The organism is Actinophytocola gossypii (genome assembly GCF_025165815.1).
GTDB lineage: Bacteria > Actinomycetota > Actinomycetes > Mycobacteriales > Pseudonocardiaceae > Actinophytocola > Actinophytocola gossypii.
The window spans coordinates 291,835-312,865 of record NZ_JAFFZE010000012.1 but is presented as its reverse complement, the minus strand read 5'-3'; the positions used below and the strand labels follow the sequence as shown (position 1 = coordinate 312,865).

The following is a 21,031-nucleotide window of genomic DNA, read 5'->3' as shown; positions in this document are numbered from 1 at the left end:
GTCTCAAGAAGACGGAAACGTGTCCGTACCGGACGGAACAAGGGAGACGAATGCGACGGCCATTGGTGATCGCGGCGGCCATCACGGCAGTGGCGCTCGCGGCGACCGTGGGAGCGACGAGCCCACCGGTGTCGGCCGCTCCCCGGCACCAGCAGGACGTGCCGGAGCCCCAGCGGGTCACCCTGCTGACCGGCGACGTGGTGACCGTCACCGGCACCGCCGGCGGCGCCGCCCAGATCGACGTGGACCCAGGGCCGGGGCGCGACGGGGTCCGCTTCTCGACCACCCGGCGCGACGGGCAGCTCTCCGTCCTCCCGTCGGACGTCGAACCCATGGTCGTGGACGGCAGGCTGGACCCCCGGCTGTTCAACGTGACCCAGCTGATCGAGTGGGGCTACGGCGACGCGGACGCGAGCGAGATCCCGCTGATCGTGCGCCAGGCGGACCCGGACCGGCGGATCGCCGCCACCGAGGCCGCCCGGCCGCTGGCCGCCCTGGGCATGACGTCGATGCGGGTGCCCAAGGACGAGGCCACCACCGCGTGGCGCGACCTGACCGGCCCGAGCACGCTCAGCGACGGCGTCTCCCGCGTCTGGCTGGACGGCAAGGTCGAGGCGACCCTCGACCACAGCACCGCGCAGATCGGCGCACCGGCCGCCTGGCGGCGGGGGTACGACGGCAGGGGGGTGACCGTCGCCGTCCTGGACACCGGGTACGACCCCGGGCACCCGGACATCCGCGACGCCGTCACCGCCGCGAAGAGCTTCACCGGCGCCGCGTCCGCCGCGGACGGCCACGGACACGGCACCCACGTCGCGTCGATCATCGCGGGGTCGGGCGACGCCTCCGGGGGGCGTCACCGGGGCGTCGCTCCCGGCGCCGACCTCGCGATCGGCAAGGTGCTCGACGACGGCGGCTCCGGCGCGGAGTCCTGGATCCTGCGCGGGATGGTCTGGGCCGCGACCGAGGCCGACGCGGACATCGTCAACATGAGCCTCGGCGGCCCGGACAGCCCCGGCGTCGACCCGGTCGAGGCGGCCGTCGACCGGCTCACCGAGGAGGCCGGGACGCTGTTCGTGGTGGCCGCGGGCAACTCAGGCGACCAGCCGGGCACGCTCAACTCGCCGGGGACCGCCGACGCCGCGCTGACCGTGGGGGCCGTGGACCGGTCCGACCAGCTCGCCCCCTTCTCCTCGCGCGGCCCGCGCCAGGGCGACGACGGGCTCAAGCCGGACATCACCGCGCCAGGGGTGTCCATCGTCGCGGCCCGCGCCGAGGGCACCAGCATGGGCGATCCGGTCGACGACAGCTACACCGCCGCCAGCGGCACCTCCATGGCGACCCCGCACGTCGCGGGCGCGGCCGCCGTACTCGCGCAGCGGTACGAGTCGCGGCGCGATCGGCTGTCGCCGGCCGAGCTGAAGGCCGCGCTGATGAGCACCGCCGAGCCGACCGATGGCGCGAGCGTGTACGACCAGGGCACCGGCCGGGTCGACCTCGGCCGGGCCGTCCAGGGCGTCCGCTCGGACACCGGAAGCATCTCGGAGTTCCTGGAGTGGCCGCACGGCCCCCGGCAGCGCGTCACCCAGAAGATCACCTACCACAACGACACGTTCTGGCCGGTCTTCCTGAGGTTCGAGACCGAACTGACCGGGGCGGACGGCCGGGCGGCCCCCCGCAAGCTGCTCGAGGTGGGACGCAAGCACCTGGTCGTGCCGCCGCGCAGCAAGCGCTCCGTGCCCGTCACCGTGCACGGCGACGTCGCGCCCGGCGCGTACACCGGCACCCTCAGCGCGCGCTCGCTCGACGGCCGGACCACGCTGCGCACCGCGCTCGCGCTCACCGTGGACACCGAGCGGTACAAGGTCACCGTCGACGTGATCGACCGCGACGGGAACCCGTCGTCCACGAGCAACACGGTGTCCTTCAACAACCTCGACACCGGCGAGTTCGTCCAGGCGCGTACCAACGGCGGGTCCGCGGTGCTCCGGCTGCCACCCGGTGACTGGCACTTGCAGACCCAGCTCATCACCCCGGGCGACGGGTCGAACGACCTGATTATCGCCGCAGCCACCGTCAGGGTGGCCGGGGCGGCGCAGAAGGTCACCGTCGACGCACGGCGTGCCGAACAGCTCAACGTCGACGTCGGTGAGCCGGACGCCAAGCACCGCGGCCACTGGATCATCTACCGGTTCCGGTCCGGGGAGAGCGACTTCAGCTACGGGTACCTCGGCTACAACTGGGACGAGGGATCGGTACCGGAGGAGATGCCCTACGTGTTGCCGATCCAGCGCGACGGGCTCACGTTCTTCCACCAGTCGGTCTGGGTCAAGGAGAACGCCGAGCCGACCCCGTGGGCCTACCAGGTGGTCCGGCACTACTCAGACGGGGTGCCCGCCAACCCGGCCGTCCGGGTCGACCGCGCCGAGATGGCCCACATCAGGGCGAACTACCGGTCCGGCAACACCGACATCCAGTGGTACTCCTACCTGGGTATGGGACCGCTCGTCCCCGGGCTGGACACCGCCACCCCGCAGTTCCACTTCGCCGCGCCCGCGGTGATCGACCAGTACGTCACGGCGGGATACACCTGGCGCCGGTCGATGACCGCGCCGTACCCGGCGGACTTCGGCGGGAGCGCGACGGTCGCCCCCGAGATCACCCTCGAGGCCGGTGACGAGCGCGAGGAGGTGTGGAACGGCGGCGTGATCGGGCCTTCGCTGCAGAACCCGGAGAAGGTCGGCACCCGGGACGGGAACGCCCTGCGTTACTCGCCCATGGACTACTTCGCCGACTCGACGCCGGGTCACTGGGGCAACGCGCACGCCAACGGCACGGTCGTGCTCACCCGGGGTGACTCGCGTGGCGAGGAGATCGCCAGTGCCTCCTACAACCGGTTCCTCACCCTCGGCGTCGAGCTGCCCCCGGAGGACGCGGCCTACACCCTCACCGTGCATGCCGACCGGTCCGGTTCGTTCCCAGCCGGGGCGACCGGCAACACCGTCCACACCGAGTGGCGCTTCCGGTCCGCGCGGACCGAGGAGTCGACCGCGCTGCCGCTGCTCGCGGTGCGGCTCGCGCCGCGTGGTCTGGACACGATGAACCGCGCCGAGGCGGGAACCACCACCGAGATCCCGGTGCGGATCGAGGGCACCCCCACCGGCAGGGACCTCACCTCGGTCGAGGCGTCCTTCGACGACGGGGCGACCTGGCACGAGGTCCCGGTGCGGCCGGACGGCGACGGGTGGCTGGCCACTGTGGACAACCCGGACTCGGGATTCGTCTCGCTGCGGGCCACGGCGGTCGCGGACGGTGGCAGCGCGGTCACGCACACGTTCGTCCGCGCCTACGCCCTGTTCGGCTGATCCCGGCGTGGGGGGGGGGGGCCCCCGCCCCCCCCCCCCCCCCCCCCCCCGGGGGGGGGGGGGGGGGGCGCCCCCCCCCCCCCCCCCCCCGGGGGGGGGGGGGGGGGTTGGGGTTTCACCGGGGGGGGCGGGCGGCTCTTCGAGCCGCCGGCCGCTTGGGGTTTTTCGATCTTCCTTCGTGCTTGCTGGGTGCGTGTTGGTTACTGGGTGCTGAGTGCTTGTTGGGCGAAGGTGGCGTTCCAGGTTGCTGGGCCGACTATGCCGTCTTCGGTTAGGCCTTCGGCGTGTTGGAAGCTGAGGCAGGCTTCTTTTGAGGCTGGGCCGTAGGCGGCGTCCGCGGACAGGGGGTAGCCGATGGCGGTCATTTGTTGTTGCCAGGTGGCTACCGCGGGGTGGTGGAAGGTTGGGGGGTAGGTGAAGTAGACGCCGGGCCAGGGTGGGGGGCCGGGGGTGCCGTCGGGGTTCAGGGAGCCGTCTTGGACTTTGGCGTAGAGGGGGTCGCCGGGGCAGGAGGTGGCTAGGTGGTCTCGGTGGCCGTTGATGGGGTCGGCTGCGTTGCCGCCGGAGCGGAGGCTGGAGATGGCCGATTTGATGGCGGTTGTCAGGCCTTCTGTCAGGGAGTCCGCGGCGCCTACCAGGGCGCAGACGGCGTACCAGTTCTGGTTGCCGGAGGTGGTGCCGTTGGCGGCGGTGCGGACGTGGGGACCTCGGGCCACGAAGATGTAGTCGTGTTGGCAGACCATGTGGGTGTAGGCGATGTCGGACCAGCCGTTGGTGTCCATGTGGTAGTTCTGGATGCCTCGGACCTGGGCGGCGCAGTCGGCGTGGTTCGGTCGGGCCACGTTGCCGGCGCCTACGTAGTGGACGGTCACGCCGCCGTTTTGGGGGGTGATGTTGTTGGAGACGCTGCGGGGGGCTCGGGCGCCCCATTGGGATCTGGTGACGAAGGTGGTCACAGGTTGAACCCCCGGTCGCAGTTGGGGCCGGCGTTGAGGGGTTCGCCGGTGTAGGGGTCCACTCCTGCTGGGGACGGAGCGGGTGGTGTGGCGGGGGCCAGGCCGGGGGTGAGGGCCAGGCCGGTGGCCGCGGTCGCGGCGGTGGCGGTGATGCGGAAGAAGTGTCGTCGGGATGGTTCGGGGGGCGGCATGGTGGGCTCCCTCGCGTCGATCACTGGGGTTGCAGGGTTACGGTGAGGACTTTACAAGTTCTTTAATCATTGCGGCAATTCTTGACATTCTTGCTGCGGTAGCGTCGTGGGCGGGTGGCTGACCGGCGGGGGGTGCGGTCGAACCGGTCGGTACGCAGGGAAGGACGTGAGTCGGTGGGTGGAGCGGCGCGGAACGCGCGGAAGAAGCGGCAGGCGCGGACCGCGTCCCGGCAGGGGCCTGCGGCGGCAGCGCGACCGGCGCCTGTGGCAGCGTCGTCGGCGTCGGCTTCGGCGGGGCGGCGTGGTCCGGGCGACCGGAAGAAGGTCGTGATCGGTGCCGTTGTGGTGGTGCTGCTGATCGGTGCGGTGCTGGGTGGGGTGATCTACACCAACAGTCAGAAGAACGCGACCGAGGGGCAGCGGATCGAGACCGCGTCGAGTGAGACGTCGTATCCGGCGCGGCGGGAGGGTGCCGTCGTGGTGGTCGGTGAGGACGGTGCGGACGTCACGCTCGACGTGTACGAGGACTTTCTCTGTCCGGCCTGTGGGGCGTTCGAGGAGCAGTACGGGGACGACGTCGAGCGGCGGGTCGCGGACGGCACGGTGCGGGTGCGGTACCACCTGTTGCCGATGCTCAACGAGCGTTCGGACCCGGTCGGGTACTCGATGGACGCCGCGAACGCCGGGTTGTGCGCTGCGGATGCCGGGAAGTTCCCGGAGTTCCACCTGAGCCTGTTCCGCGCGCAGCCGGAGGAGGGTGCGCGCGGTTGGGACACCCGGCAGCTCATCCAACTGGGTAGGGATCTCGGCATCACTGGGTCAACCTTCGGGTCCTGTGTGGAGGGTGACGAGTACGACGGCATCATCAGGACGCACTTCGACGAGGTGCGCGAGACGTCGTACCTGCTGCAGGACCACGACGGCGAGAAGCTCTTCGGCACGCCGACGCTCGCGGTCGGCGAGAAGGTCGTCCAACCGTCCGATGAGGACTGGCTGGACAAGCTCGTGCGCGACGCGTAGGTCAGTCGAGTCCGTCGAGCGGGGGTGGGCCCTCGGTCCAGCGGGTGAACCGGCGCGCCTTGCCGACCTCGGTGCGCGGCACGCTGCCGGAGGCGAGGACCCGCACCACGCACGAGAGCCCGAGCCGCTCCCGCAGGGCGACGGTGAGCGCGTCGGCCAGCCCGGTGTCGGAGCCGACCGGCTCCACCGCGATCCGCAGCTCCGGCCGCGCCGCGTCCCGCCGATCCTCGACGACGAGGTAGTGCGGGCCGACGCGTTCGTCGGCGAGCAGTACGGCTTCGATCTCGGTGGGGAAGACGTTCACCCCGCGCACGACCAGCATGTCGTCGGTGCGCCCGAGCAGCTTCGACATGCGCCGCAGGGTTCGGGGTGCACCGGGCACCGGCCCGGCCAGCGCGGCGACGTCGCCCGACCGGTAGCGGAGCAGCGGCATCCCGGTCTTGGTGAGCGTGGTGAACACGAGCTCGCCCGGCGTTCCGTCCGGCACCGGTCGCCCGTCGGCGTCGACCGCCTCGACGAGGAAGTGGTCCTCGGCGACGTTCAGCATGCCGTCGGAGTCCAGTGACTCGCAGGCGACGCCGGGGCCGATGACCTCGGACAGCCCGTAGATGTCGAGTGCGCGGAGCCCGAGCAGCCGCTCGATCTGGGCGCGCATCTCGTTGGTCCACGGCTCCGCCCCGAAGACACCGGCGCGCAGGCTGTCCGCGCGGACGCCCGCGGCGGCCATCGCCTCCCCGAGAAAGATCGCATACGACGGCGTGCAGGCGAGAATGTCCGGCCGGAGGTCGACCAGCATGCGCACCTGCCGCTCGGTCATCCCACCCGAGAGGGGTACCACGGTCGCGCCCAACCGTGTCGCTCCGTGATGCACTCCGAGACCGCCGGTGAACAGTCCGTAGCCGTACGCGTTGTGCACGACACTGCGACGGGTGGCACCGGCGCCGCCGAGCGCGCGGGCCATGACCTCGGCCCAGATGTCCACGTCCTGGGCGGTGTAGGGCACGAGGGTCGGCCGCCCACCCGTTCCCGACGACCCGTGCACGCAGACGACGTCCTCCGGCGGGGCGGCGCGGAGCCCGGCCGGGTAGTGCGCCCACAAGTCACGCTTCGTGACCATCGGTAGCCGGTCGAGGTTCTCGAGGGTGACGTCGTCACCGTGCGTGATCCCCGCGTCGGTCAGCCGCCGAGCCTGCAGCCCACCGGCGGCGAGCAGCCGGTCGACGAGGCGGTGCAGGCGGCGTTCCTGGACCTCCCGCCGCAGGTCGGGCCGGACACCCTCGGCATCGGGCACCACGAGCGGCACAACCTCGTCGTCGATCACCGCTCCGGTCTAGCACGCGCCGAGCCCCGGGGGAACCCCGAACGCGGCGGGCGCGTGGGGGTGATGTAGTGTGTTCACACGCAAGGGGCTGTAGCGCAGCTGGTAGCGCACCACACTGGCAGTGTGGGGGTCAGGGGTTCGAACCCCCTCAGCTCCACCGCGAAATTTCATGATAAGAGACGCCCGCTGACCTGCGATGACCTGGTCGGCGGGCGTTCTTGTTTCGACATCCGGTACCTGCCCAATGGCCGTTGTGTCGGGTTCGCCGCTCGCGCATAGGTAGATCGTCGATCCCTCACGGCCTTGGCCGCCCGGGGCACGGCTACGGCATCGGTCGCGACGTCGCGGAGACCTCTACACCGCGTTGGACCGGCTGTCCGGCCGACGGGTGGGTGGAGATCGACCGGGGAGGTCGTGGACGGCGGCCAGACTCGCGACCGAGGTCGAACGGCTGCGGGGCAACACCCGGGTGGCGGAACAACGGCTCCGGCACGGCCAACGGTGGACTCCGACGCTGAGCGACTGGAATTGGCGATGGCGATGTACCGGAAGCTCGACGACGAGATCGCGGACAATCTGCTCGCCGCTGGCCGCAATCGGTTGGATACCCTCACCGCGCATCTGAGTAATTTAGGGCCGCATGCGGCGGAGCAGGCCGCGCAGCCTGGCTGGCGGGCCGAAGGACGGCAACGTGATCGTCACCGGTGATTTCAATGCCACGTCGGGTGGCAACAGCCCTTCGGCGCGGGAAATCAGGGAACTCGGCGGGCAGGGTTTCGACGTCAACGGCGGTGACATCCACGACGGGAAGGGCGGCGCCTCCTTGAGTCACAAGCCGATCGACCACGTGCTGCCGCGCGGTGTCGGTTCCTCCGAAGCCACGCGATGGGACCGGCGCCAGTCCGACCATGACGGGCAGGAAGTCGACGTGACACTGCCGAACTGGTAACGCTCACCGGACGGTGATGTGGGTCCTGGTGGCGGAGCGAGGCTCGTCGCCAGGGCCCAGGTTGGTGAACGTGGGTTCGCCGACCGTCACGCCGTTGCCGGTGCGCACGACGATGGCGTTACCGAAGTCGTGCTCGAGGCCTTGCCGAAGTGGACCTCCCACTTCTCCCCGGGCGCTGCCCGTTCGTCGAGCGCCTTTTCCAGTTTCTCCGCGTCGCCCTTCCACATCTCCTGGAGAGTCGCGATGTCGACCTCGCCCGCCATGAGGCGTGCGGCCAGGCCGTCGATGTCCTTGGACTCGGTGCCGACGCCGTCGTTCCGCGGCCACACCGCATTGCCGCCACCGCCCTGCTGGATGTTCCAGTTCACCATCTTCAGCGTCCGGGCCGACCAGGTGCGCTCCCATGCCCGCAGCTCGCCCACGGCCGACGTGAAGACCTCTGCCTGGCCGTGCAACTCGCGGTCGACCCGGCCGCGGATCTCGTTGGCCACTCCGACCGCGTCGTTGACGAGTTTGGGTCTCCTGAGCGTTCTTCGGATGGAAGGTGAGCGTGCCGCTGGCCATATCCGACTGGATGTTGTTGAGTTTCTGCCGCTCGGCGGTCAGCTGGCTCTGGTTGTGCCGGAGTGTCTGCGCGCATTCCCCAGCGCGCGGGCGACCTTGCCGGTCAGTTCGGCGCACCTGTCGAGGTCATCGACGAGTTTGCGCCTGTGCTGGTCGTACCGCTGCGCCGTCTCACCCATCCACGCCTCGCCGCCGATCACCCTGTTCGCGGTGTCGTTGATGGTGTCCGCGGCCCACGACAACTGCTTGACTTGCGACTTCCATGCGTCTTCCAGGGCGTCGAGCGAACCGAGCGTTCCGGCGGCTGGACAGAATTGGACGGCCTTGCACACCGGCTGGGCCACGCACCAGCGGGCCGGCCGGAACCGGGTGAACGATCGGGGAGGCGGACGCCTTTGCGGTTTCCGGGCCCTGGCGATGAGTTCTCGGCCCTGGCGGAGTCTTACTGGCATGAGGACACTCGCGATCACCCAGAACGTCACCCTCGACGGCTCCATCGAGATGCTCGGGGACTGGTTCGACCCCGCCGACCAGGATCAGGAGATGCTGGCGGCGACGCGGCTGCAGACGGAGCAGGAGGACGCTCTGTTGTTGGGGCGGCGGACCTTCGAGGACTTCCGTGGGTACTGGCCGCGGCAGACCGACGACCAAACCGGGATCACCGAGGAGCTGAACCAGGTTCAGAAGTACGTCGTCTCCTCGACGATGACCGACCCGCGGTGGCGGAACTCGACAGTGCTGGCGGGGGACTGGCTCGCGCGGGTGCGGGCCATGAAGGAGCAGCAGGGCCGGGACATCGTGGTCACCGGCAGCATCACCCTGACGCACGCGCTGATCGAGTCGGGGCTGGTCGACGAGTACCGGTTGTTCGTCTACCCCACCGTTCAGGGGCGCGGGCGGAAGCTGTTCCCGGACGGGTACGAGGTGCCTCGGCTGCGGCTGACGGCGGCCCGTGGCTTCCGCAACGGCGTGACCCTGTTGCGTTACGTCCTTTGAGGGACGTCAGCGGTCGTCCGGGCGGAGGACGGCGACGATGAAGGCCGCGTCGTCGGTGAGTGGGCGTAGGTCCCAGGTGGACAGGAGCAGGTCGGGCACCAGGCCGGCGGTGCGGGCGTCGGCGAGGAACTCGTCGAACGGGTAGCCGCGGTCGGCGCCGAAGCCGATGGCGGCGCGGCCGTCCGCCGCCAGGTGGGCGCGGAACCTGGTCAGCACCTCGCGGCGGGTGCCGGGAGCGAGGAACGTCATGACGTTCCCGGCGCAGACGATGGCGTCGAACCGGTCGGGGAGGTCCAGTTCGGCCAGGTCGCCGACCAGCCAGCGCGGTCCGGGGTGGTCCTGTTGGGCGGCCTCGATCAGGACCGGGTCCACGTCCACGCCGACGACGTCGTGGCCCGCCTCGGCCAGGGCACCGCCGACCCGGCCGGGGCCGCAACCCGCGTCGAGGACGCGGGAGCGGCGCGGCAGCATCGCGTCCACCAGCCGCGCCTCGCCGGCCAGGTCGTCGCCCGCGCGGGCCATCGACCGGAAGCGCTCGACGTACCAGCTCGAGTGGTCCGGGTTCTCGGTGACCTTCCGCATCCACAGGCTCTGCTCGACCATGCGGTCATTATCCCCGCGACGGGGCGGACCCGCGGACGCGGTCATCGCGGGCGTGCGGCTCCACGTCGGAGCCTTCCGGGGACGGGAAGCCTTGTGGGTGACGGCGTCGGGGAGGTGGCCCCGGTGGGACGGGCGGACCGTGGGCGTGGTGTCACCCCGCCCGGTTCCGGGGGAGAACTCGGCTTGGTTGAGCCGATCTCAGCCGATTGGCCGATTGGCGCGCCGACGTCCGCGTGTCACGATCTTGATGCTCGCCGCGGGGACCGGGCTTCGTTGCCAGTCATCGGTCTCCTGGGGGACGAGGATGGTTCTCGCTCGGCGCGGTGTTCGTGGTCTCGTCGTCGGCCTGCTGGCCGTGCTCCTGCTGGTGCCGCTCGTCGGCGTGGCCGCGCGGGCGGACTTCGTCGGGGCGGGGTTCCGCGTCCAGGTGGTGTCGACCAGGGCCGACATGGTGACCGGGGGAGACGTGCTCGTCCGGGTGCACCTGCCGCGGCACGTCTCGCCGGGCCAGGTGACGGTGTCGGCCGGCGGCCGGGACGTGACCGGCGCCTTCCGCGCGGACGGCGGCTCGCTCGTCGGGCTCGTGGACGGGCTTTCCGTGGGGCGCAACACGATCGTCGCCCGGGTCGGCGGGAGCGGCCGGGAGCGGCTGACCGCCAGCCGCGCCGTGGTGAACCACCCGATCACCGGGCCCGTCTTCTCCGGGCCGCACCAGAGCCCGTTCGTGTGTGAGACCGACGCGTTCCGGGTGCCGGTCGTGGGTGCCTCGCTCGTCCCCGTCGCCGACGGCTCCTGTTCGGCGGGGACGCGGGTCGACTACGTCTACCGGTCGACCTCCGGCTGGTTCCGGCCGTTGACCGACCTCCGCGCCCGGCCGGCGGACCTGGCGCGCACGACGAACAACGACGGGCGCACGGTCAACTACATCGTCCGGGTCGAGAGCGGCACCATCAACCGGGGGATCTACGAGCTCGCGGTGCTGCACGACCCGGTCACCGACCCGGCTCCCGGACCGGTGGCCCGGCCGGCCGGCTGGAACGAGCGGCTGGTCTACAGCTACGGCGGCGGCTGCCGCGCCGGGTACCGGCAGGGCGGCGGAACCGAGACGTTCCCGCCGCCGATGGGCCGGATCCTGACCATGCCGAGCCCGGTGCACGACGCCTGGCTGGCCCAGGGCTACGCGGTCGCCGTGTCCAGCCTGACCGTGCTCAACAACAACTGCAACGACGTCATCTCCGCCGAGACGACGATGATGGTCAAGGAGCGGTTCGTCGAGCAGTACGGCGAGCCCCGGCACACGATCGGCTGGGGCGAGTCCGGCGGGTCGATGCAGCAGCACCTGATCGCGCAGAACTACCCGGGCCTGCTCGACGGTCTCCTGCCCGGCGCGAGCTTCCCCGACACCCTCGTGCAGCTGGTCACCACCTCGGACTGCGCCCTGCTGAACCGGGCGTTCGACACCTCGGCCGAGTCGTGGACCAGCGCGCAGCGGGCCGCGGTCGCCGGCTGGGGGTCGGCCGCGTACTGCACCTCTCCCTACAGCGCGGACTGGGTGCAGGCCTTCCAGGCCGGCGCCGGTCCCGACCCCACCTACGGCGGCTGCAGCGTCGCCGTCCCACGAGACCTCGTCTACCACCCGGCGACCAACCCCACCGGTGCTCGCTGCACCTACCAGGACAACGCGGTCAACGTGTACGGCCGCGACCCGGCGACCGGCTTCGCCCGGCGGCCGCTGGACAACGTCGGTGTGCAGTACGGCCTGGACGCGTTCGACGCCGGGGTGATCAGCGCCGAGCAGTTCCTCGACCTCAACGAGCGCGTCGGCGGGTTCGACATCGACGGCGGCCTGGTGCCGACGCGGACCGTCGGCGACACCGACGCCGTCGAGGCCGCCTACCGCACCGGCCGGGTCAACGTCGGCGCGAACCTCGACACGGTCCCGATCATCGACCTCCGTACCTACTTCGACGCCATCCCGGACCCGCACGACAGCGTGCGCAGCCACAGCATGCGGGCCCGGTTGGTCGCCGCCCACGGCTCGGCGGACAACCACGTCATGCTGGTCACGGACCGGGCCGGCACGGGCGCCGCGCACCCGGCCGCGGTCGGCCTCGAGGCGCTGCGGCTGATGGACCAGTGGCTGACCGCCGTCGAGGCGGACACGTCGACCACCACGCTGGCGGACAAGATCGTGCGGCACCGGCCGGCGGACGCGGTCGACGCCTGCTACCAGGCCGACGGCACCAGGGTCACCGACCGCGACCGGTGTGCTGACCTGTACCCGACGCACGAGAACCCGCGCCTCGCGGCCGGCGAGCCGCTTGTGAACGACGTGCTCAAGTGCGCGCTCAAGCCGGTGTCGGCGGCCGACTACGCGCGGCCGCTCACCGAGGACCAACTGGCCCGCCTGCGCGCCGCCTTCCCCGGCGGCGTGTGCGACTACAGCCGTCCCGGCGTGGGTCAGCGGGCACCCGAGGGCAGCTGGTCACGCTACTGATCGGGCACAGTCCGGGTTCGGGAAGCTTGTCAATACGTACCCGTGATTCGTTTCGTTCACGTGACCCAAATGTTGTGACTCATGTCATTTCCGGTGGATTCCCGCTGGAAGCGGGGCGCATAGTCGCGGTCGCCCCGACCCCGGACGTGTGCGTGTTCCCCCGCACCCACGCGTCCCGAAAACCCCTGGAGTACCTATGGGTGCGCGTCGAAAACTGACGCGAGCCACGACCGCCGCAGTGCTGACCGCATTGACCGCTGCCGGGACCGTGTCCCTGCCGTCCGCCTCCCCGCTCGCGGCCCCGCTCCCGGCGGCGCAGCAGCCGTCCGGATCGATCGACGACCAGATCGCCGCGGCCGATGCCGAGCTCAAGGCAGCACAGGCGAAGCTGGCCAAGACGTTCGCCGCGTTCACCGACGCCGAGCAGCGGCACCGGCAAGCCAGCGCGGCGGCGAAGGCCGCGGCCGAGAAAGTCACCCGCACCCGCGCGGAGGCCGAGGCCGCCGCGACGAAGGAGCGGTCCATGCGGTCGCGGTTCGACGAGTTCGCCGTGGCCAGCTACAGCCAGGGCAGCACGGTCAGCTCCGTCTCCGGCTACCTCGGCTCCGACAGCCCCAAGGACCTGCTGGACCGGGCCGCGATGATGGACGTGATCGCCGGCGAGTACGTCGACGTCCTGGACGGCACGCGTCGCGCCACCGACCGCAAGGCCGCGGCCGACCGGGACGCGCGGGCCGCGCTGGACCAGGCCGTCCGCGACCGCGACGCCGCCGGCAAGGCCAAGACCGACGCCCAGCGCGCCTACCAGCGCGCGGTCGGCGAGCAGGACGCCGCCAAGGCCGAGATGGCCCGGCTGGCCGATCGCCGCGCCTCCCTGGCCGCCGCGCAGCCCAGCACCGACACCGGCTCCGGCTCCACCGGCCCGGTGGTCTCCGCCGGCGGCGTGGTGCGGCCCGCGGAGGGCACGCTCACCTCCACCTACGGCGCCCGCTGGGGCACGATCCACTACGGCATCGACATCGCCAACAGCATCGGCACGCCGATCCTGTCCGCCATGTCCGGCGAGGTGATCGACTCCGGGCCGGCCAGCGGGTTCGGGCTCTGGGTGCGCGTCCAGCACGCCGACGGGCTGATCACCGTCTACGGCCACATCAACGAGTCGCTGGTGAGCGTCGGGCAGCAGGTCGCCGCCGGCGAGCAGATCGCGACGATGGGCAACCGAGGTCAGTCGACCGGGCCGCACCTGCACTTCGAGGTGCACCAGGACGGGAACAAGATCGACCCGCTGCCCTGGTTGTCCAGCCACGGCGTCAATCTCTAGCGTCGATCTCCGCGTCACACCTGGAGAATCGGCCGGCCCACTCGCGGAACAGGTCGACCAGTTCGGGCGGCCGCACGACGCGGAACTCGGCGCCGATCGAGCCGAAGGCCATCGCCGGCCAGTCCAGTGAGTCGCTGGTCATGTGGACGTGGCAGCGGTCGTCGTCGATCTCCTCGACCGTGCTCCACCGGCCGATCCGTGCGCGCACGGTCTCGGCCGGGGCGTCGACCAGTACCTCCACGGTGTACGGCCGGGGCATCCGGCCGATGCGGTCGACGACGAACTCGGCCGCGTCCGCCGCGGGCAGCTCGCGCGGGCGGAACCGCGCGCCGGTGCGCCGCGGCGCGCCCACCCGGTCGAGCCGGAAGTTGCGCCAGTCGTGGCGGGTGAGGTCGTAGGCGACCAGGTACCAGCGGCGGCCGCGCACCAGCCGGTACGGCTCGACGTGCCGGCCGGTGTGCTGCCCGTCGCCGGAGGTGTAGTCGAAGCGCAGCCGCTCGGTGTCCCGGCAGGCGAGGGCGACCGTGGTGAGTACGTCCGAGTCGACGGCCTCGTGGGTCCGCCCACCCCACTCGACGGGCACCGTCATCGTGCCGAGCGCCTCGGCCCGGCGGCGCAGCCGGGCCGGCATCACCTGGACGATCTTGGCCAGTGCGCGCACCGAGGACTCGGCGAGCCCGGCCACCGTGCTCTGCGCCGCGTGCTGCAGGCCCACGGTCAGCGCGATCGCCTCCTCGTCGTCGATGACCAGCGGCGGCAGGGCCGCGCCCGCGGCGAGCTGGTAGCCGCCGTCGACGCCGCGCTGCGCCTCGACCGGGTAGCCGAGCTCCCGGAGCCGGTCGACGTCGCGCCGGAGGGTGCGCACGGAGACGCCGAGCCGGTCGGCGAGTTCGGGGCCGGGCCAGTAGCGGTGGTTCTGCAGCAGGGAGAGCAGGCGCAGGGTCCGCGAGCTGGTGTTCGCCATGTCTCCTCGTATTCAGGACAGGAAGTGGCCGCTGGGGTGGTTAGCGTAGCTCGTGACGGACGACGAAAGGAACGAGATGACCGCCTCCACCACCATCAGCACCGAGCGCGCCGACCTGCTGCAGACGCTGGCCCAGCACCGCCACTTCCTGCGGTTCACCACCCGCGACCTGACCGACGAGCAGGCGAGGGCCAGGACGACCGCGAGCGAGCTGTGCCTGGGCGGGCTGATCAAGCACGTCTCCGCGATGGAGCGCCGGTGGGTGAACTTCTTCGTGGAGGGCCCGGAGTCCATGCGCGACTTCGCCGACATGACCGAGGAAGACCTGGCCGAGTTCACCGACGGGTTCCGACTGCTGCCCGACGAGACGCTGGCGGGAGTGCTGGCCGACTACGCCGAGGTCGCGCGGCGCACCGACGAGCTGGTCGCCACGCTGCCAGACCTGGACGCGTCGCACCCGTTGCCGGCCGCGCCGTGGTTCGAGCCGGGTGCGCGCTGGTCGGTCCGGCGGGTCCTGCTGCACATCATCGCCGAGACCGCCCAGCACGCGGGCCACGCCGACATCATCCGGGAGTCGCTGGACGGCGCGAAGAGCATGGGCTGACCGGACCGGTTTCGTCGGTGGTCGGGTGCATCATGCCGGCATGACTGTGACAGGACGTTTCGAGCTGGTCGCGTTCGACGCGGCGGACATCCGGCGGACGGCGGACTTCTACGTCGCGCTCACCGGCTGGACGAAGGTGAAGGACGAGGAGGACTGGATCACGCTGCGTGGCGGCGACGGGCAGGAGGTCGCGTTCCAGCTCGCCCCCGACCACCGGCCGCCCGAGTGGCCGGGGCAGGAGCTGCCGCAGCAGATGCACCTGGACCTGTTCGCCGAGGACCACCAGGCGGCGGCCCGGCGGGCGGAGGAGCTGGGCGCCACCAGGCTCGCGGACGGCGCCCACTGGGTGACCCTGGCCGATCCCGCCGGTCATCCGTTCGACATCTGCCAGAAGGACGGGGTGACCGGGCCGGAGCTGCCCCTGTTCGCGGTGACCGTCGACGCGCCGGACGCGATCGGCTTGTCCCGCTTCTACGCCTCGCTGATGGGGATGGAGGTGACCTACGAAGGGCCGGAGGGCGCGATGATCAGCGGCGACGGTCGCAGCGTGCTGTTCCAGCAGGTCGCCGAGTACACCCCGCCGCGCTGGCCCGACCCGGCGGCGCCGCAGCAGGCGCACCTCGACATCCAGGTCGACGACCTCGACGCGGGCGAGACGCGGGCGCTGGAACTGGGGGCCACGCGGTTGGACGCGGGCACGGACACCTTCCGGGTCTTCGTCGACCCGGCGGGTCACCCGTTCTGCTTGACCAGCTGAGGGCTGCGGAGGGTCTCGCGCGCGACGAGGACGCCGCCGACGAACGCCACCGGCATGGCGATGATCGCGACCGGGGGAATCGCGCACAGCAACGACGCGGGCAGGCCGAGACCGATCGCCAGCCCGCGTCGCTTGCTGAGCGCGGTCCTGCGCTGGCGCAGGTCCATCCCACGGCGGTAGAACGACACGGCGACCAGCTCCAGCGCGAAGAACCACGCGGTCACCAGCGCGAGCAGCACCGGCACCACGGTCTGCCCCAGCACCGGCACGAACCCGGCGACCACCAGCGGAATCGTGAACACCAGTGACCGCAGTACCAGCAGCAGGCCGTCCCGCACGCCCATCCACAGCAGGCGCCACCACGGCAGCTCCTCGTCGCTGGGCGGGTCGCCGAGGTCGTCCTCGACCTTCTCGGCGATGTGCTCGTAGAACGGCGCGCCGACGGCGAGGGTCAGCGCGGAGAAGCTGATCAGCCCGACGACCATCGCCGCGGCGAACAGCGCCACGCCGGCGGCGACCCGGACCGCGGCCCGCAACCCCTCGCTCCAGTCGTCGGCGAACGGGGTGACCAACGCGGCCAGGTCGTCGACCCAGAAGACCAGCGCGATCATCGCGCCCAGCAGCAACAACGCGGTCAGTACCGCCGGCAACGCGCCGAGCAGCAGCAGCTTCGGCGACCTGAGCAGGATGCCGAGCGCCTTGCCGAAGAATCGGACACCAGTGAGGAAATCGCGCACCGCGTACTTCTACCAGCGAGCGTCGGCGGGTTCGTCGGCGGGACGGCGGCGCCGCGACGCGGGCAGGGCCGACCAGGCCACCGCCGCGACGGCGCAGGCGGCGGCCAGCACCGGGACGGCTCCTGGGGTGACACCGACCAGCAGACCGCCCGCCGCGCCACCGGCCGCCGCGCCGACGTACACCGTGCTGCTGACCAGCGCCATGGCCGCGGTCGCGTGCTCCCGGCCCGCGCGGTCGAGCATCAGGGCCTGGATCGCGGGCGGCACCGCCCACGCCGTGGCCGACCAGGCGACGAGCAGCCCGACCGTGAGCCACAGCGGCACGGGCCGGGCGAGCCAGCAGCAGGCGAAGGCGACCATGGTGACCGCGAACGCCGTGGCCGCGGCGCCGAACGCGCGGTGCGCGCCCCGGCGGTCGACCAGCGTGCCGGCCAGGCGGGCGCCCGCGATCCCGGCCAGGCCCGCCACGACCAGCAGCGTCCCCAGCGCGGTCGGGGTGACGCCGGACAGGCCGGCGAGGAACGTCGCCAGGTAGGTCTGGAACGCGAGGTTCCCGGCCACCGCCAGCACGGTCACCACGAGGATCCGCCGCACCGGCGCGGTGAGCAGCCCGCGCGGCGACGGCGGCGCGGCGAGGCTGGTCCGGGGGAGCCAGCGCAGCAGCGCCACCAGGGCGAGCGCGCCAAGGCCGCCGCCGAGGACGAACGTCGCGCGCCAGCCGAGGGCGGCGCCGAGCCAGGTGCCGGCCGGCACGCCGAGCACGATCGCGCCGGTCATGCCGGCCATGACCGTGGCGAGGTGGCGGCCGGCGGCCCCGTCGGGCGCGAGGTGCGTGGCCAGCGCCAGCACCGCGGGCAGGACCGTCGCGGCCGCGAGCGCGGCGACCACGCGGAGCGCCATCAGCACCGGGTAGGCGTCGACCGCGGGCACCACGAAGTTCGCGGCGCAGAACACGAGCAGGGCGCCGACGAGCAGCGCGCGCCGGTCCACCCGGCCGAGGAGCACGGCCGACAGGGGTGCGGCGAGCGCGTAGACCAGCGTGAACACGGTGACGAGCTGGCCGGCGGCGCCGGTGGACACGTCGAGGTCCCGGCCGATGGCCGGCAGCACCCCGATGATCACGAAGTCGTCGGTCTGGACGGCGAACGCGGCGAGGGCGAGAGCGAAGAGGCGCACCGCATTAACGTAACACTCGTTACCTTTATAGGGTCGACCCATGGCCAGGACCGCGGACCCGGCGCGTCGGGTCGAACTGATCGACGCGATCACGGCGGCGCTCGCCGAGACCGGGCTGGCGACGTTCTCGTTGCGCACGCTGGCCGCCGCGCTCGGCCGCTCCACCCGCGTGCTCACCCACCACTTCGCCGACAAGGACGCCCTGCTGGCGGCGGTGCTGACCCGGCTGGACGAACAGCAGCACGCCGCGCTCGCCGCCACCCCCGGCTGGGACGATCCCGCCGTCGGCATCGGCACGATCGTGGCGGACTCGTGGCGGCGGCACCTGTCCCCGGCGGAGCTGCCCCGGACCAGGCTGATCCACGAGATCGAAGGCCTGGCCGCGGCCGGGCGGCTGACCGGTCAGGTGCCGGCCTTCGTCAGCGGGCGGGCGCGGTTCGTCGCCGCGGCCCTCGAGGTCCGCGGGCTCGGGCCGGAGGAGGCCAGGACGAAGGCGACGCTGCTGAACAACGCCTACTCGGGCCTGCAGGCCGACCACCTCACCACCGGCGAGTCCGCCCGCACCGAGGCCGCGCTGGCGGAGCTGTGCGCGCTCGCCGACAGCTGGACCTGAGGTGTCGGCACCGCGCACGTGGGTAGCTCTCCGTTCCGACCAGGAGGGAGCCCACCGTGCGACATCGGCACGAAACCGGCCGGGACCTGCGGCGCGTCGCCGAGGAGAAGTTCGGGTGGTCGCGGCTGCGGGACGAGCAGCTGCTGGCGATGGAGCACGTGCTGGCCGGCCACGACGTGCTGGCCGTGCTGCCGACCGGGGCCGGCAAGTCCGCGATCTACCAGGTGCCGGCGCTGCTGCTGGACGGGCCGACCCTCGTGGTGTCCCCGCTGATCGCCCTGCAGCACGACCAGCTGGACGGCATCGACGACAGCGACGCGCCGCCTGCCGTCGCGGTGAACTCCGCCCGGCGCGGCGCGGAGAACCGGCACGCGTGGGAGTCGGTGCGCGACGGGTCCGCCGAGTACGTCTTCCTGTCCCCGGAGCAGCTGGCCAAGGACGACGTCGTCGACGAGCTCGCCGGCCTCGGCGTGTCCCTGTTCGTCGTCGACGAGGCGCACTGCGTCTCCATGTGGGGCCACGACTTCCGCCCCGACTACCTCCGCCTCGCCCCGGCGGTCGAGCGGCTCGGGCACCCGCGGGTGATCGCCCTGACCGCCACCGCGGCGCCGCCGGTGCGCCGGGACATCGCTGAGCGCCTCGGGCTGCTGGACCACCGCGAGGTGGTGGCGAGCTTCGACCGGCCGAACCTGCACCTCGCGGTGACCCGCCACACCGGCGACGACGAGAAGCGCGACGCCGTCGTCGACCGGGTGCTGGCGCTCGCCGAGGACCCGGCCACCCGCCCCGGCCTGCTCTACACCGCCACCCGCAAGGACACCGAGGCACACGCCGACGAGCTGGCCCGGCACGGGGTCCGGGTCGCCGCCTACCACGCGGGCATGAAGGCCGGCGAGCGCGACCGGGTGCACCGGGAGTTCATGGCGGGCGACCTGGACGTCGTCGTGGCCACCTCGGCGTTCGGCATGGGCATCGACAAGCCGGACGTGCGGTTCGTCGTGCACGCCTCGGTGCCGGACTCGCTCGACTCGTACTACCAGCAGATCGGCCGCGCCGGGCGGGACGGCGAGCCGGCCGCCATCACCCTGTTCTACCGGCCGGAGGACCTCGGCCTGCAGAAGTTCCTGACCGCGGCCACGGCGCCGGAGGACGCGCTGGTCGAGGTCGCCGACGCCCTCGACCGGCACGACCGGCCGGTGCGCCCCGCGGAGCTGACCGACGAGGTGTCGCCGGCCCGGCGGACCAGGGCGGTCAACCTGTTCGAGCAGGCCGGCGTGGTCACCACCACGGAAGGTGGGCGACTCGATCCCGAGCCGGGCCTCGACCAGGACGACGCGGTGGCGCGGGCGACCGAGGCGGCGGAGACCCACCAGCGGATGATTCGGTCCCGGCTGCACATGCTGACCGGGTACGCCGAGACGACCGGCTGCCGGCGCCAGTTCCTGCTCGGCTACTTCGGCGAGCAGCTCGAGCAGCCGTGCGGCAACTGCGACACCTGCGACGCCGGGACCGCCGAGACCCGCCGGCCCGGCACCGACCGGTTCCCCCGCAACAGCACCGTGCGGCACACCGAATGGGGTCGCGGCGTGGTGCTGTCGGTCGAGGAGGACCGGCTGACCGTCCTGTTCGAACACGAGGGCTACCGGACCCTGTCGGTGCGGGCGGTCGAGGAGAACGACCTGCTCACCCAGGACGGCTGAGCAGCCCCGCCTGACCGGCCAGCGCGGCCGCCTCCGCGCGGGTGGTGACCCGCAGCCTGCGCAGCAGCGTGGCCGTGAGCCGCTTGACCGTGCGCTCGGAGACGTGCAGCTCGGCGGCGATCTGGACGAGGGTCCGACCGCTGGCGAGCAGCCGCCACAGCCGGTGGTCGTTGGCGTCGAGCCGGTCGCGGATCTCCCTTGCGGCACCGCCGGCCTCCGCGGACAGCCTGGCCAGCACGTCGTTGGGCAGCACCGACCAGCCGTCGATGACGGCGAGCAGCGGCAGCAGCAGCTCCTCCGGCTCCGCGGTCTTGTCGACCACGCCCCTTGCTCCGACGTAGACGGCGTGCAGCGCGGGCTCGTACGTGTCGTGCGTGCGCATCGCGATCACCCCGACCGCGGGCTCCGTCCGGCGGATCGCCGCGATGGCCCGCAGCCCGCCGGGTGGCGCCAGCCCCAGGTCGACGAGCGCGAGGTCGGGCCGGTGCCGGCGCACCGCGCCGGCGGCCTCCTCCGCCCGGCACGCGGACGCGACCAGGTGCACCCGCCCGTTGCTCACCGCCGGCAGCAACAAGCCCAGCCCGCGGGCGAACAGCGGTTGGGCGTCGACGACCACCAGCCGCACCGGGGCGTTCGGCGTACTCATCGTCCGCCTGACTCGCGAAGGACACAGGGCACGGCAACGGATTCCCGGAGT

At 72.1% G+C, this 21,031-nt stretch carries 21 protein-coding genes and 1 tRNA gene; 12 read left to right on the top strand and 10 right to left on the bottom strand.

The features are described 5' to 3' along the window. Positions 1 to 50 precede the first annotated feature (50 nt). Positions 51 to 3,365 (top strand): S8 family peptidase, encoded by a 3,315-nt coding sequence (locus tag JT362_RS15335; protein WP_260191875.1) that lies wholly within the window; start codon positions 51 to 53, stop codon positions 3,363 to 3,365. Between the two features lie 200 nt (positions 3,366 to 3,565). On the opposite strand, the gene JT362_RS15330 is transcribed toward JT362_RS15335, so the two are convergent. Both JT362_RS15330 and JT362_RS15325 read right to left on the bottom strand, forming a co-directional pair. Continuing rightward, the gene (locus JT362_RS15330) at positions 3,566 to 4,321 is read right to left on the bottom strand and encodes a peptidoglycan recognition protein family protein (protein ID WP_260191874.1); all 756 of its coding nucleotides are present in this window, start codon (positions 4,319 to 4,321) and stop codon (positions 3,566 to 3,568) included. Next, positions 4,318 to 4,512 carry a hypothetical protein gene (locus tag JT362_RS15325; RefSeq protein WP_260191873.1) on the bottom strand — a complete coding sequence of 65 codons (195 nt, stop codon included), beginning with the start codon at positions 4,510 to 4,512 and terminating at the stop codon, positions 4,318 to 4,320. Before JT362_RS15325 ends, JT362_RS15330 begins: the two co-directional genes overlap by 4 nt. 327 nt (positions 4,513 to 4,839) lie before the next feature. Here JT362_RS15325 and JT362_RS15320 point away from each other — a divergent pair, with 327 nt between their 5' ends. Next, entirely contained in the window at positions 4,840 to 5,532 is a 693-nt protein-coding gene (locus tag JT362_RS15320) for a DsbA family protein (RefSeq protein WP_311202710.1), read from the top strand. Position 5,533: 1 nt separating this feature from the next. Here the strand turns inward: JT362_RS15320 and JT362_RS15315 are convergent, their stop codons facing one another. Further along, the gene (locus tag JT362_RS15315) at positions 5,534 to 6,853 is read right to left on the bottom strand and encodes a phenylacetate--CoA ligase family protein (protein WP_260191871.1); all 1,320 of its coding nucleotides are present in this window, start codon (positions 6,851 to 6,853) and stop codon (positions 5,534 to 5,536) included. 84 nt (positions 6,854 to 6,937) lie between these two features. Between JT362_RS15315 and JT362_RS15310 the strand changes: the two genes are divergently transcribed. From JT362_RS15310 to JT362_RS15300, 3 genes are all read left to right on the top strand, one after another. Then, positions 6,938 to 7,010 (top strand) — tRNA-Ala (locus JT362_RS15310). A gap of 377 nt (positions 7,011 to 7,387) precedes the next feature. After that, positions 7,388 to 7,561: a hypothetical protein gene (locus JT362_RS15305; protein ID WP_260191870.1), complete on the top strand. Its 174-nt coding sequence runs from the start codon at positions 7,388 to 7,390 to the stop codon at positions 7,559 to 7,561. Further along, on the top strand, positions 7,545 to 7,802 hold the full coding sequence (locus tag JT362_RS15300; RefSeq protein WP_260191869.1) for an exonuclease/endonuclease/phosphatase family protein: 258 nt from the start codon (positions 7,545 to 7,547) through the stop codon (positions 7,800 to 7,802). Before JT362_RS15305 ends, JT362_RS15300 begins: the two co-directional genes overlap by 17 nt. Before the next feature lie 86 nt (positions 7,803 to 7,888). Here the strand turns inward: JT362_RS15300 and JT362_RS15295 are convergent, their stop codons facing one another. Then, positions 7,889 to 8,293 (bottom strand): hypothetical protein, encoded by a 405-nt coding sequence (locus JT362_RS15295; protein WP_260191868.1) that lies wholly within the window; start codon positions 8,291 to 8,293, stop codon positions 7,889 to 7,891. Between the two features lie 111 nt (positions 8,294 to 8,404). Beyond that, positions 8,405 to 8,710, bottom strand: coding sequence for a hypothetical protein (locus JT362_RS15290; RefSeq protein ID WP_260191867.1), 306 nt, complete (start codon positions 8,708 to 8,710; stop codon positions 8,405 to 8,407). Between the two features lie 106 nt (positions 8,711 to 8,816). Between JT362_RS15290 and JT362_RS15285 the strand changes: the two genes are divergently transcribed. Beyond that, complete coding sequence (locus tag JT362_RS15285; RefSeq protein ID WP_260191866.1) at positions 8,817 to 9,362, top strand: dihydrofolate reductase family protein; 546 nt, start codon at positions 8,817 to 8,819, stop codon at positions 9,360 to 9,362. A 6-nt stretch (positions 9,363 to 9,368) separates the two neighbouring features. Here the strand turns inward: JT362_RS15285 and JT362_RS15280 are convergent, their stop codons facing one another. After that, positions 9,369 to 9,965: a class I SAM-dependent methyltransferase gene (locus JT362_RS15280; RefSeq protein ID WP_260191865.1), complete on the bottom strand. Its 597-nt coding sequence runs from the start codon at positions 9,963 to 9,965 to the stop codon at positions 9,369 to 9,371. A gap of 304 nt (positions 9,966 to 10,269) precedes the next feature. On the opposite strand from JT362_RS15280, the gene JT362_RS15275 reads away from it, so the two are divergent. Both JT362_RS15275 and JT362_RS15270 read left to right on the top strand, forming a co-directional pair. After that, positions 10,270 to 12,462 (top strand): DUF6351 family protein, encoded by a 2,193-nt coding sequence (locus JT362_RS15275; RefSeq protein ID WP_260191864.1) that lies wholly within the window; start codon positions 10,270 to 10,272, stop codon positions 12,460 to 12,462. 238 nt (positions 12,463 to 12,700) lie between these two features. Next, a complete protein-coding gene (locus JT362_RS15270; RefSeq protein WP_260191863.1) occupies positions 12,701 to 13,783 on the top strand; it encodes a M23 family metallopeptidase in 1,083 nt (360 codons plus the stop codon). Here the strand turns inward: JT362_RS15270 and JT362_RS15265 are convergent. After that, positions 13,773 to 14,747, bottom strand: a complete 975-nt coding sequence (locus JT362_RS15265; RefSeq protein WP_260191862.1) for a helix-turn-helix transcriptional regulator — start codon at positions 14,745 to 14,747, stop codon at positions 13,773 to 13,775. The genes JT362_RS15270 and JT362_RS15265 overlap by 11 nt on opposite strands. Before the next feature lie 76 nt (positions 14,748 to 14,823). Between JT362_RS15265 and JT362_RS15260 the strand changes: the two genes are divergently transcribed. Together JT362_RS15260 and JT362_RS15255 are read left to right on the top strand one after the other, a co-directional pair. Then, a complete protein-coding gene (locus JT362_RS15260; protein ID WP_260191861.1) occupies positions 14,824 to 15,351 on the top strand; it encodes a DinB family protein in 528 nt (175 codons plus the stop codon). Positions 15,352 to 15,391: 40 nt separating this feature from the next. Further along, the gene (locus tag JT362_RS15255; RefSeq protein WP_260191860.1) at positions 15,392 to 16,108 is read left to right on the top strand and encodes a VOC family protein; all 717 of its coding nucleotides are present in this window, start codon (positions 15,392 to 15,394) and stop codon (positions 16,106 to 16,108) included. On the opposite strand, the gene JT362_RS15250 is transcribed toward JT362_RS15255, so the two are convergent. Together JT362_RS15250 and JT362_RS15245 are read right to left on the bottom strand one after the other, a co-directional pair. Then, positions 16,084 to 16,845, bottom strand: a complete 762-nt coding sequence (locus JT362_RS15250; protein WP_260191859.1) for an EI24 domain-containing protein — start codon at positions 16,843 to 16,845, stop codon at positions 16,084 to 16,086. The two genes, JT362_RS15255 and JT362_RS15250, sit on opposite strands and share 25 nt — an antisense overlap. Before the next feature lie 9 nt (positions 16,846 to 16,854). Further along, positions 16,855 to 18,021, bottom strand: coding sequence for an MFS transporter (locus JT362_RS15245; RefSeq protein WP_260191858.1), 1,167 nt, complete (start codon positions 18,019 to 18,021; stop codon positions 16,855 to 16,857). Between the two features lie 40 nt (positions 18,022 to 18,061). On the opposite strand from JT362_RS15245, the gene JT362_RS15240 reads away from it, so the two are divergent. Together JT362_RS15240 and JT362_RS15235 are read left to right on the top strand one after the other, a co-directional pair. Further along, positions 18,062 to 18,634 (top strand): TetR/AcrR family transcriptional regulator, encoded by a 573-nt coding sequence (locus tag JT362_RS15240; protein ID WP_260191857.1) that lies wholly within the window; start codon positions 18,062 to 18,064, stop codon positions 18,632 to 18,634. A 56-nt stretch (positions 18,635 to 18,690) separates the two neighbouring features. After that, positions 18,691 to 20,334, top strand: coding sequence for a RecQ family ATP-dependent DNA helicase (locus tag JT362_RS15235; RefSeq protein ID WP_260191856.1), 1,644 nt, complete (start codon positions 18,691 to 18,693; stop codon positions 20,332 to 20,334). Here the strand turns inward: JT362_RS15235 and JT362_RS15230 are convergent. Beyond that, positions 20,318 to 20,980: a response regulator transcription factor gene (locus JT362_RS15230; protein WP_260191855.1), complete on the bottom strand. Its 663-nt coding sequence runs from the start codon at positions 20,978 to 20,980 to the stop codon at positions 20,318 to 20,320. The two genes, JT362_RS15235 and JT362_RS15230, sit on opposite strands and share 17 nt — an antisense overlap. Between the last annotated feature and the right edge of the window lie 51 nt (positions 20,981 to 21,031).